This is a genomic window from Aurantimonas marianensis (assembly GCF_024195285.1).
Classification (GTDB): Bacteria; Pseudomonadota; Alphaproteobacteria; order Rhizobiales; family Rhizobiaceae; genus Aurantimonas; species Aurantimonas marianensis.
The window spans coordinates 1-12023 of the sequence record NZ_JALHBS010000113.1; the positions used below are offsets into that span (position 1 = coordinate 1).

8 protein-coding genes and 1 pseudogene are annotated in these 12023 nt (G+C 63.3%); 5 read left to right on the forward strand and 4 right to left on the reverse strand.

Going from position 1 to position 12023, the window contains the following annotated elements; translation table 11 throughout:
- From MJ956_RS17375 to MJ956_RS17390, 4 genes are all read right to left on the reverse strand, one after another.
- Positions 1 to 646, reverse strand: a 646-nt coding sequence (locus MJ956_RS17375) for a restriction endonuclease subunit S (protein WP_253965702.1), incomplete at its 3' end; no start/stop codon positions are given.
- A complete protein-coding gene (locus MJ956_RS17380; RefSeq protein ID WP_253965703.1) occupies positions 643 to 1656 on the reverse strand; it encodes a virulence RhuM family protein in 1014 nt (337 codons plus the stop codon). The genes MJ956_RS17375 and MJ956_RS17380, both read right to left, overlap by 4 nt.
- Positions 1649 to 3166 (reverse strand): type I restriction-modification system subunit M, encoded by a 1518-nt coding sequence (locus tag MJ956_RS17385; protein ID WP_253965704.1) that lies wholly within the window; start codon positions 3164 to 3166, stop codon positions 1649 to 1651. The genes MJ956_RS17380 and MJ956_RS17385 overlap by 8 nt, the downstream gene beginning before the upstream one ends.
- Positions 3163 to 3768 carry a restriction endonuclease subunit S domain-containing protein gene (locus tag MJ956_RS17390; RefSeq protein ID WP_253965705.1) on the reverse strand — a complete coding sequence of 202 codons (606 nt, stop codon included), beginning with the start codon at positions 3766 to 3768 and terminating at the stop codon, positions 3163 to 3165. The genes MJ956_RS17385 and MJ956_RS17390 overlap by 4 nt, the downstream gene beginning before the upstream one ends.
- 237 nt (positions 3769 to 4005) lie before the next feature.
- Between MJ956_RS17390 and MJ956_RS17395 the strand changes: the two are divergent.
- The 5 genes and pseudogenes from MJ956_RS17395 to MJ956_RS17415 all read left to right on the forward strand — a co-directional run.
- Positions 4006 to 4137: pseudogene (locus MJ956_RS17395) on the forward strand (IS630 family transposase); the annotation flags it as partial.
- A 92-nt stretch (positions 4138 to 4229) separates the two neighbouring features.
- Positions 4230 to 5179 (forward strand): IS630 family transposase gene (locus MJ956_RS17400; protein ID WP_253965706.1). Its coding sequence is split into 2 segments (ribosomal slippage): positions 4230 to 4572 and positions 4572 to 5179, totalling 951 coding nucleotides; the frame shifts between segments, so codons are not numbered across the junction.
- 587 nt (positions 5180 to 5766) lie between these two features.
- Positions 5767 to 8190, forward strand: coding sequence for an ABC-three component system protein (locus MJ956_RS17405; RefSeq protein WP_253965707.1), 2424 nt, complete (start codon positions 5767 to 5769; stop codon positions 8188 to 8190).
- Complete coding sequence (locus tag MJ956_RS17410; RefSeq protein WP_253965708.1) at positions 8183 to 8824, forward strand: ABC-three component system middle component 1; 642 nt, start codon at positions 8183 to 8185, stop codon at positions 8822 to 8824. Before MJ956_RS17405 ends, MJ956_RS17410 begins: the two co-directional genes overlap by 8 nt.
- Entirely contained in the window at positions 8821 to 11877 is a 3057-nt protein-coding gene (locus MJ956_RS17415; protein WP_253965709.1) for an AAA family ATPase, read from the forward strand. The genes MJ956_RS17410 and MJ956_RS17415 overlap by 4 nt, the downstream gene beginning before the upstream one ends.
- Positions 11878 to 12023 lie beyond the last annotated feature (146 nt).

Consider the following 12023-nt stretch of genomic DNA (forward strand, 5'->3'; position numbering starts at 1 on the left):
CCTCGCGCCATTCACCCGTGTGACCGGGCAGCCGCGTTCGCCCTGTGAACAGGTGAGTGCGCATCCAGATGCGACGCTGAAGGTTCGCCGCCCGTAGCGTCTCCAGCTTCTCGATGGCCTCGTCCCAGGCCCGCAGGATTTCGGCGATCTTGCGCTGCTCGGGAAGGTGCGGGAGCAGGACCGGGAATTGCTTCAACTGCTGTGAATTGAGAGTGGCAAGGCCTGTAGAGCTCTTCGCACAGGAAAGAAGGTAGTTCCGTCCTCTGCGAGACTGCAGCTGGAGCAGCAGGAACTCGGGCAATAGATCCGCTTTGTGCAGAGTTCGTACTACAAATATATGGTTCTGATGAACGCAGTCGGGGATTTGTCCTGCCCAAATGCATCCGCGACCGAGATTTTCCGGATTTCCGTTACCTTCGATCAGCAAAAGATCGCCCGATCTCAAATTAAATCGGTCAATCTGATTTATTGGAACTTCGATTTCTTTTATTTCGGACAAATCCACGAACCCGTCCTGAACGTTCGCGACGCGCAGATACGGTTTTCTAATAGATTTTCCTTGTCGGCTGGAGCTCTTGGAAAGGCCGGACCGAACTTCAGCAACACCTTGGAGCAAGACGCTACCCCAACCTGCAGGGGCTTTCATTTCTTCTCTCCCTTTGTCCGCCCCTTTGCGGCCTTCTCCATCTCCTCCAACTGGGCGATATCAGCCTCATCCGCTGCCAGCGCCTCGGCGGTGCGGCGATTGGTCTCAAAAACCTCGAACCGCTCGACGGCCAGCTTCTGCGCCACGTCCATCCGCAGCCGCCCGGCATGGGTCAGCACGTCGCGGTCGTTGAAGGACAGGAAGGCGTCGAGCTTGTCGGCCCATTCGGCCATGGAGACAGGGCGGCGGCGCCTGGCCTGATCCTCGGCATAGTCGAGGTACATCACGACGATGCGGCTGAGTTCCTCGACCTCCTCGGCCTTGAGATAGTTCTTGGCAGTGCCGACATCGCCCTTGCGCACGACCGAGCCTTTCCAACTGGTGAGGCCCATGTTGTGGGCAATCGCGTCGCTGCGGCTTTCGATCAGTTCGGCGGCCGTCTTGCCCGTGACCGCCCAGAGCATCTTGTTCTGGACCTTCTTGAAGAAAGCCTGCGCCTGCTCGGACGTCTTGTCGTAGTCGATGGCGGTCGTGTAGAGGTCGCGCACCTTCTGGTAGAAGCGTTTCTCCGAGGCGCGGATGTCCCGGATGCGGGCAAGCCATTCGTCGAAATAATCCCATTGCTCGGCCTGCTTCAGCCGGGCATCATCCATGGCGAAGCCCTTGACCAGGTATTCGCGCAGGACGGTGGTGGCCCAGCGGCGGAACTGGGTGCCCCTCGGGGAGCGGACGCGGTAGCCAACCGCGAGAATGGCGTCTAGATTGTAGACCTTCGTGCGGTAGGCCTTGCCGTCTGCCGCAGTTGTCAAGGAATCCTTGACAACTGACTCCGCCACCAGCTCTCCCTCGGACAGGATGTTGTTGGTGTGCAGGCTGACGTTCTGCTTGGAGGTATCGAACAGCTCGGCCATCTCCAACTGCGTCAGCCAGACCGTGCCGTCGATGGCGCGCAGGCCGATGGTCGCTGCGCCGTCGTCGGTGTTGTAAAGGATCAGTTCGCCCTCAGACATCGACGCCCAGCTCCTTCAGATAACCAGCCATGCGCCCGCGCACCTCGGCCAGCTCGGCCTCGATCGCGTTGATCTGCTTCTGCAGGCCGGCGACGTCGATTTCTTCCTCCGGCTCGGAGGTGTCGACGTAGCGGGGGATGTTGAGGTTGAAGTCGTTTTCGGCGATTTCCTCCGGGTTGGCGCGGTGGGAGTATTTCTCGATCTCCGCCCGCGAGGCATAGGTTTCGAGCACCTTGGTGATATGCGCCTCGTCCATCACGTTCTGGGTCTTGCCCGGCGTGAATTCCTTGCTGGCGTCGATGAACAGGACATCGCGCCGCGCCTCGTTAGCGCCGCCCTGTTCGCGGGAGCGGTCGAAGACCAGAATGGCCACCGGAATGCCCGTGGTCGTGAACAGGTTGGCGGGCAGCCCCACCACCGCGTCGAGCAGGTTCTCTTCGATCAGCGCTTGCCTGATCCGCCCTTCGGCTCCGCCCCGAAACACCACGCCATGCGGAACGATGACGGCCACCCGGCCGCTCTGGCGCTTGGCAATTTCGATCATGTGCGTGATGAAGCCGTAGTCACCCTTCGACTTGGGCGGGATGCCGCGCCAGTAGCGCTTGAACTGGTCGGTGTCCGCGTTTTCCGCACCCCATTTGTCGAGGCTGAACGGGGGATTTGCAACCACCACGTCGAACTTCATCAGATGGTCACCCTCGACCAGAGCGGGGCTGTTGAGCGTGTCGCACCACTCGATGCGCGCGGCGTCCTTCGCGTGGAGAAACATGTTCATCCGCGCCAGCGCCCATGTCGCGCCGTTCACTTCCTGGCCGTACAGGGCGAAGTTCTCGGACCCGACTTCCTCGGCCGCCCGAATCAGCAGCGATCCGGACCCACACGCGGGGTCGCAGATCGTATCGCCCGGCTTGGGGGCCGCCAGTTTCGCCAACAGGCGGGAGACGGCGGAGGGCGTGTAGAACTCGCCGGCCTTCTTGCCCGCATCCGAGGCAAACCGTGAGATCAGGTAAATGTAGCACTCACCGATGATGTCCTCGGTCACCCGCGAAGGCCGCAGGTCGAGCGCGGGCTTGGCGAAATCCTCCAGCACGTTCTTCAGGCGGCGATTGCGGTCCTTGACGCGCCCGAGATTGGCCTCGGAGTTGAAGTCGATATTGCGGAACACGCCTTCGAGCTTGGCGCGGTTGGTATCTTCGATCCGCTCCAGCGCGATGTTGATGCGCTCGCCGATATTAGGCTCGTTCCGCGCTTCATAGAGGTCGTAGAAGCTGGCACCTTCGGGGAGGACGAAACGCTCGCGCTCCAGCCTGCGGCGGATCCGGGCTTCATCCCCGCCATACTGCTTGCGGTAGGTTTCGAGGTGATCGTTCCAATGGTCAGAGATGTACTTCAGGAACAGCATCACAAGGATGTAGTCCTTGTACTGTCCGGCATCGACGACACCCCGGAAGGTGTCGCAAGCGGCCCAGGCCGTCTGGTTGACCTGTTGCTGGGTGAGTTGGTCGGTCATTTGGACGTCCTTTCCTGCCTCGTCTTGGGGCGCATCCTGCTCGCTCGCTCGACGAGGATCAGGCTCATCATCTTTCTTCGTATCGCGGCGGCGAGTTGGGATAATTCCCGCTCCCGCTCGGCCAGCGCATTGACCGCGACGATCTTTTCTTGAGTCTCGATGTCCGGGACATCGAGTTCCAGGTCATCAAGGCTGGATCGGGGGATCATCCGGATATTCGTGCCGCGTGCCGCGACGTCGAAGTGACGCTGTGCCGGAGGCTGATTGATCGCCCATGCCAGATACTCGGGCGTCACGACATCACGCTTCGGGCGCAGCACCATCAGGGGCAGCACGGCAAGGGCTGCCTCTCGCAGACGCTCATCCAAGGCGGACGCCGTGTTTCGTTCGCCCCGCGAGCGGAACACAACGTCACCGGCGCGCACGAAGTAGCGGTCTGCCAGGCCTTCCAACTGGACGCGCGTGAGGCGCTCTGGATCGACGAGGCCGCCGGGGGAAATGTCTCGCAACTGGATTGCGACCACGCCCCCGGCGGCCGTCGGCTCCAGTCGGCCGCGAGCGGTATATCCGGTGTGGATGGTGCAGGCGTCAGCGAGGCGCATCGAAAATTCCTCTGTAGATCTCGCTACAGAAGCTAGGTTTTCGCAAGCATGCTGTCAATCCCGTAAAATTGCTGTAGGATTCTCTACTGCATCCCAGGAAAATCAGACTCATACTTCCCGGGGCTGGCGAGCCCGCCCGCCGAGACGGAAGCCGCGTTTTGCGCCAGCTTGAGGCCTTGCCGATCGCCGCGTCAAACCAAACGGTCTCATGAAAAGTCGGGGCTGTTCAAAGAGGGGGTTCGGCTGACGCAGGAGCCGCCGCCGCATGAGGCGACGCACTGGACAGCGCAGGCCATAGCCAAGACAATCGGATTGGCTGTGTCGACCGTTCGGAAAATCTGGAAAGTGCACGGTCTTGCGCCTCACCGATGCTAGAGCGGTTTGAGCCAATTCGGAGTCGGATGTTTGCGATCTCGCGAAGGTCGTGATTCCCTGTTTGCAAAGGACAGGGAGACGAACTCATGGCGCGAGCTTACGGGGTAGACCTTCGCCAGCGGGTGATCGAAGCGATCGAAGCTGGCTTGTCGACACGGGCTGCGGCCCGCCGGTTTGCGATCGGCTTCTCGACGGCAGGGTCCTGGCATCGCGATTGGTGCCGGAAAGGGACGTTCGAGCCTGATCGCCAAGGTCAGCCCGAAGGCTCCAAACTCGACGCGCACGAAGCCTTCATCCTGGCGTTGATCGATACGGACGAAAAGGACATTTCGCTGGCCGAGATCGCCGAACGTTTGGAAGCCGACAAGGGCGTCAGCGCCTGTCAGTCGCTGATCTCCAGGTTTTTCAAGAAGCGCGGCATCACGTGGAAAAAAAGACTGCGCACGCCGCGGAGCAGCAGCGCGACGACGTCCTGGCCGCGCGTCGAGCCTGGTTCGAGGCGCAGCTCGATCTCGATCCAAGGAAGCTGGTCTTCATCGACGAAAGCGGCCTGAACACGAAGATGGCACGGCTTCGTGGCCGCTCCAAGCGTGGGGAACGCTGCCGGGCCGCCGTTCCACACGGCCATTGGAAGTCCACCACCTTCACCGCTGGTTTGCGGATCGACGGCATCGTCGCGCCGTGGCTTCTCGACGGCGCGATGGATGGCGAGGCTTTCCTTGTCTACGTTCAAAAGGTGCTGGCGCCGACGCTTTCGCCCGGCGACATCGTGGTGATGGATAACCTTCCCGCGCATAAGGTCGCCGGTGTCAGAGAGGCCATCGCGGCAGCCGGAGCGCAGCTTCGATACCTTCCGCCCTATTCGCCGGATTTCAACCCGATCGAGATGGCATTCGCCAAGATCAAGGCGTTCCTCAGAAAGCTGGCTGCCCGCACGATCCCTGGCTTGTTTGAGGCCGTGGCGCTGGCGCTCGACATCTTCAAGCCGGACGAATTCCGAAACCTTTTCGCCCATGCCGGATATGACCCGGATTAAGGTGAAACCGCTCTAGTTCTCTGGGCCATGAAGAACGGAAACACGAGATTTGGCGTTGCGCTGTAAAGAACGGCGCCACATGCCTGGGCATTTCTCTACCATTATCGCTTGGATTGGGCTTTGGCACTGTATGCGACGGGCCAAGTCCCGCTGCTTGGTTGCTTACTGCAGTTGAGGGGCCCGAAGCAGCATTCTTAATGGCGTGAACAGGCCCAAAACAGGACCTGCTCCTTCGCGGAGTGAGCGTAGGCTACTGGCTTCGCGAAGGCCAGAAACTGCCGGTCCGCAAGCGGCCCGTTCTCGTCGAGTAAGCAGCCAGACGGCAACGCGCCCGTTCCGGCCGTTCCGGGACGCCAGAGCGCTTCCCGGAAGCCGCCATACCAATACTCCACTCTATTCCTGGCCTTGCGGATGATCATTCTTGCCGCTTACATTTGTCCCCCAACGATTTGAGGTCGCGCGAACCGCGCCTTTCGCTATCATGCCAAGTGAAGGGGATAGGCGATGATCGGTGCGACGATATTCGGGGTGGCAAAGCGGCACCCCTTCTCCAAGCGTGAAACGTCTTGAGCTGAGCGCGCACGTAGATGACTGCCGACGAGATCATTGCGGAAGCGCTTGTTCCGGACACCCATAGCGTTCTCGTTCTGGGCAGCTTCGAAGAGCGCGTGACCGTCTATTCCCAGCAGGTACGTGCGCTCAATCTCGTTGACGCCATCCTGTCGCGTGGGTTGCTTCAGGACACCGGGAGCGTCGCGATCGTGGGTGGCGGTGCGGCCGGTATCACCGGGGCGGTCGCGCTTGCGCGTGCGGCGCCAGGCCTCAAGAAGCTCGACCTCTTCGAAAGCCGGTCGAATGTCCTCGAGCTGCAGCACCATAGCAGCCGCTATCTTCATCCCCATTTTTACGACTGGCCCAATGCCGGCTCGGACAATCCCGATGCCGGTCTGCCTCTGATGAACTGGACCGCCGGTCCCGCGGGAACGGTTGCCGCCACGCTTCGCGCGCAATTCGACGACGCACGCCGGTCCTCCATTCTGTCGTTCCAGCCCGATCTTGGCGTCACGGGCCTGAGCCCGAGCACCACCAGCACCGTGCGCGTGCTGGTCCCGGGCGCATCGCCATTGGGCAAGATCTACGACGTAGTGATCCTGGCGATCGGCTTTGGCCTCGAAGCCCATCTCGATGGCGACACGCCGTCCTACTGGCTTCCATCGCAGATGTCGGCCGCATTGCTCACGCCCCAGCCCGAGCCGCTCGTCTTCGTGTCGGGCAATGGCGATGGCGGACTCGTCGACTTTCTCATGGCCGCCTTCAACGCCATGGAACACCAGGCGATTTGCGAGCTCATCCTGGGTCTCGATTTCGGGCTGGCGGTCGCGGCCGTGCAGCTGATCGAACAGGAGGCCTGGGCGGACGGCGGTGGTGACCTTGATCTGCTCGCCCTCTATCGCGATCGCGTAAGCCCGCTCGTGCCGCAGCCGGTTTGGCAGACGATCATCGCGAACCTGCGCCCGCAAGCGCGCATCCACCTTCATACCCGCGATCCGCATCTCTTCCGGCGCGCGACCGCGTTGCATAATCGGCTTGCGGCCTTCCTCGTCATCGAGGCCGACCAGTCAACTGGACGGAATCTCATCACGGTCACCACCGCGACCGCCTTTGCCGGCCCGGTGCCCGTCACAGGCCCGATCACGCTGGAGGGTTCCGCGCCGTTCACGCCCTATCGGCGGTTCCTTCGGCTTGGCGCCGACTCCGCCCCCAATCTGGCGCCCTTCGATGCGACGCTGCTGGCCTTTCCAAACCGGGTGCGGGTGTCCGCGACCCAGCCGCGATCACCGCAACTGACGCTGGCGGCGCGTGTCCGGTTCGAGGCAGCGGCTGCCGAGGCGGCAGGCATGGCCGTTCCCCCTCCCTCGGCAGCCGCCGCGATCGCGGGTGTGGTCAATCACCTTTTCGTGCGCAGCCAGGGCGGCGAGATCGAGTGGCTGAGCCAGATCACGCCCGGCGAAGCCGAACGCTTTTGGGTAGATGGCCGACCGCTCGTGATCCATGCTGACCTATCGGCAGCCGATGCCGGCCCCCTGGTTGCCGCGCTTGCGCGCATCGGCGCGCATGTTCCAGATTTCGTCATTTATGCCCGCGACGTTCATGGCTGGCGCGCCGCGATGAGCAAGCTTTGCGCGCCGCGCGAATTGCCCGGCCCCGACCTCGCAGCGCCGTGCGTCGTCTATGACTGGAGCGATCCCCCGCCCCTCAATGCGCAGGCGTCGGTCGCGGCGCTGCCTCTGGCCAGCACGGTCCATGCGGCGCTCGATAGCGAAATGCTCCGCCAGCTCCGTGAGGCGCTGCACGACGTATTGGGCCCGGCGGCGGTCGAGATGGGCTGGCCGATCGAGCTGACTTTGAAGGGCCGACTGTGGGCGCAATGGGAGCTATGGCATGCAGCGCTACTCGCCGATGCTACGATGCGACGGCGGTTCCTGCTGCTATTGGCGACCGAGCAGGATCATGCCGAGCTCCGCGATGGCCTGCTTGTCCGGCTCGGCCCAAAGATCCTGCGGCCGTTCCTGACCAAGCCGGCACTCTTCGGCCTGACATTCGCGGTATGCTCGGGGCATGCACTCGAGCCGTCGGGCGGGCCGCCCGGCAATGTCGCGACACAAGGGATTACTGGCCATGCGTGCGGGGTCGGCTGGATCGGAGGTCGCGATCTTGGCGCCAGTTGCGCGATGCGCCAAACTTGGTCGACGGGCGTCGTTTTGCTGGCCCAGCTAAAGGACGCGTTTCAGCTTGTCGAAGGCGAGCTGCGGTTCGACCGTGCCGCGGGCGATCCGCCAAAGGTCGGAACAATCTCGCGCGGCGAGGAACCGCTTGTCATCGGAGCGGACGAGGTGTTCGTGACCGCCCTGGAAGCCGGCGAGCAGAGCGTGCAGGATTATTTGCAGTCGATCTTCAAATGGCGCTCAATGGCGGCGCGAGCGGGCCTGGAGGAGGAAACACATGGCTGAAGCGCCGGCATTCGCAAGTCTCCTGTTGGAGGCCGCACGGCGGATCGGCGCGCGCGTTGGTGACGCACCGACCGAACTGGTTGGCGGCAGGTTCAACTCCGAGGGACTCAGCGAGGCCGTATCGCGAGCGGCAATCACGCGCCACGACAATGACCTGCCCAATCTCGTGTGCGGTGCCCGGATTGACGATGTCCCGGTGCTGATCGGCGCACTGTCGGGAACGGCGCTGCGCGCCAGCGTCGAACCGCAGCTGCGCCGCTATCGCAACCAAGCGACAATCGCGCGCTCGTGGCTCGCCGCGGAAGCGCCCAACCTGCAATTGTTCCTGATCGGACCGCCCGGCGTGATCGGCAGAACGGAATGGCGGCAGCTTGCCGCCGAAATCGAGGCTGACGACCGCACATGCCGGAAACTGGTGTGGCTGTACCACCAGGCGCCGACCATTGAAGACGCCGAAATCTTCCTGAACCGGACATTCGTCGCTCGCCCTTGGCCGACGTCGCAACAACAAGTCCTGCTGGATACAGTCGCGAGCTATGCGCTGCCCGAAGGGTGGGAAGAGGCGGTGGACGACAAGGAGCTCGACTTTGACGGGCTGGTCGAGGCGCTGATCGAACTGGAAGCCAGGATATGAGCGACATCTTCCTGCGCAGCGTAGAGCTTTCCAACTTTCGTATCTATGGCGAACGCTATGCGTTCGAGTTCCCGGAAGGCCCTGGCGTGACCTTGGTTACCGGCGCCAACGGGCTGGGCAAGACGAGCTTCTTCGACGCCATCGAATGGGCACTGACCAACCAGGTCGGGCGCTTCTCGGACATCCCCAATGATGCCCGGCGCAAAGGCCCGAATCCGCTCACGCGCGTCGGCGCGCCGGAGAACAGCCATCGGGTCAGCCTCGCCTTTTCCGACGGTGCGCCCATCGATCGAGGGGCTGGTTTCCTGCCGCCGGACGGTTCGATCGCGCGTCTGCTTAAGCAGCCCGACTGGCCCGAGATCGGCAACCTCCATGGCTATCTGTCGATCACGCATTTCCTCGGCCAGGCCTCGACGCGGCGGTTTTCGCTGCGCGAGCCCAAGAGCCAATGGGAAGCGCTCAAGGGACCGGCCGGAGTCGATCGGATCAACGCGCTGCGCGAGCGCGTCAGCGGCCAGGGCGCGCGCCAAGCATTCACGCGCGCAATCCGCGACCGTGGACAGCGGCTCGACGCGGCGTCGGGCGTCCTGGATGCATGGCGCCTGCTCCTCGACGATCGCGACCGTCTCGCGCGGTTGTCGAACTCCGAGCGGTCCTTTTCGCCCGCGCAGGTGCTGGAAACGGTCGAGCGTCTCGCGCAGGAGTTCCTGCCGCTGGTCCCGGGCGCCCGCTGGATAACGGTCAAGGCGAGCGACGAAGCCGAAGGCGCTTTGAACCAGCTCGCCGCGTTGCTCGGCGATGGACGGCTTGCCAATGAAGCGGCGACGGCCCGGGCCGCCGAGCTCGAGCGCTTGTGCGGTGATTATGCTGCAGCGGGCGATCAGACGACGCAGAAATCGAGGCTGGCGAGAGAGATCACCGATCGCCGAGCCCGCCTGATCGAACAACTGGCGCAAGCTGAGATCAGCCTGGCGACCGCGGCCACTGCTCTATCGCGCAGCGAACAGCGGTCCGCGCAGATCCAGGGGCGCGCGGCGTCGCTAGCACGGGTTTCACGGGCGATGGAACAGCTGGAGCGCAGCACGGCATCGATCGACGAGAGCCAGCGGCAGCTCGGTACATCGCAACACGGCGCGGCGCGCGCAGAAGCCCGTCTGGCGACATGCCGGTCCGGCATCGATGCCGCCACCGCGCGGCGTGCCGAGAGGAAGAGGGTATCAGCTCAGCTCGAATCCGCAAAATTAAGGGCGCGATTGTCCGCTGCGCTGCGAACCGTGCGGACGGAAATTCAACGACTCAAGCCCTTGGCGGATGGTCTGGACGAGCCGGGACTGCGCGGCGCACGCTCCGATCTGACGGCGCAGACCAGAACGATCGGCGACGAGATCGTGCGCCTCACCACGGAATTGCGCAGCCATGATGCACGCGTCCAGACCTTCGCCGAGGCGGTTGCGCGGATTGCACATCAACTGACCCATGACGATCTGACCTGTCCGGTGTGCGCCTCGCCCTTCGCGCCTGGCGAGCTCAGGTCGCTGGCGCTTGCGAACGCCGCCGTCGACGCCGCGCCTGCGGCTGAACTCGGCGCTGCGCTGGCGGCCGCAAAGGTGCGACAGGACGAAATCAACCGTCAAATGGCCGTGCTCGACCGTGGCCTTGCGGACCATGCCCAACTCACAGCCGCCTTGACGGCTGAGCAGGACCGGGAGGCGGTCCTGGTGCAGCAGCTGGTCGTGGCCGGCGGTGCGGCCGACACTCATTATGACGACAGCGCGGTCATCACGCTTGGCGCCGGTCTGGACGCGCTGGACCGCGACATTTCGGAAGGTCCGTCCCAGGAGGCCTTGGATGCTGCGCTCGCCGAGGCGCAGGCTGCGATTGAGGCCGAGCGCGTCAAGCGGGTCAGTCTCGAGCGGACGCTGGCGAATGCGTCGTCGGATCGGGAAGCCGCGCGGTCATTGCTGTCCCAGCATCCGGAACTCTGGTCGGCCGCTGCCGGTCTTCTAGTCCCGCTCGCACAGGAGGAGACGACCGCACAGAGCGAGGCGCTTGCCATCGGCGAGCAGCTTCAGACCGATCAGAAGCAACTGGATGATGCGCGTATCGCGCGTGACGCCGTCGCGGCGGCGATCAATCGCGAAGACGCTAGTCTGGCGACGATCAATGGTGAACTCGACGCGTTGGCCGAGGGTCGCAAGGCGCTGGTCAATCGCTGGGGCCAGCTTGGCCAGACTGGGGATCCAGATAGCGCCCGCGTCGCTCAGTTTCGATCGCAGATTGCGGAGCGCCAGGCGCGCGCGGAACCGATCGCGGCCATGCATACCGATCTGATCAACGGTCTTCGCATCTGGCAGAACGACCAGCAGTTGCAGCAGCGCGAGCAGGCGATCGCAGCCACGATCTTCGAGAGGCAAGTGGCGAGCGAGGCGAAGGCGACCGAAGCGCTGCAGATGGCGGTTGCGCAATCCCAGGCGCAGCTCGACATCGCCCAGCGCGCGCGCGACCGGATGGAGGATGTCGGCACCAAGATGCAGGCACGCGCCGAGGAATTCGCCGAGGAGGTCCTCGAGCCGCTCAATGACACGATCCAGCGCTTCTCGCGCACGCTGATGACCTGGTCGGACGCCTCGATCATTTATCGCGCCGAGCACCATGCCACGCGCTCGGAACTGCGACCGGCGCTCATTCATACCGATGCCGATGGCGCAACGAGCCAATTGGAGATCAACCCGAACTATTTCTTCAGCGAGGGTCAGCTTTCTGCCCTGAGCGTCAGCGCGCTCCTCGCCGCCAGCACGACCTTCTCATGGTCGCGGTGGCGCGGCCTGTTGCTCGACGATCCGCTCCAGCATAATGATATCATCCATTCGAGCGCGTTCATGGATCTGCTGCGGCAGATGGTTCGCGAGCTGGGCTACCAGGTCATCCTGTCCACGCACGACAGCTCCGAAGCGGAATTTATGGCGCGCAAATGCCGCAGCGCCGGCATCCGTTTTGCGGTGCACGAATTGATGCCGAGAGGCGATGCCGGGCTCGTTTCGGCAGTCGCCTAGGGAGGACCGGACTTGGCGGACGAGGAGGAGACGCCATGGCTGCTGCCGAGCGAAATCCCCTTCGACGAGTTGAAGGGCCATGCGCTCGAGGAGTGCCTATTCTGGCTTCTCGACGGTATCGGCGCGCGTGACCTCGCTTGGCGCGT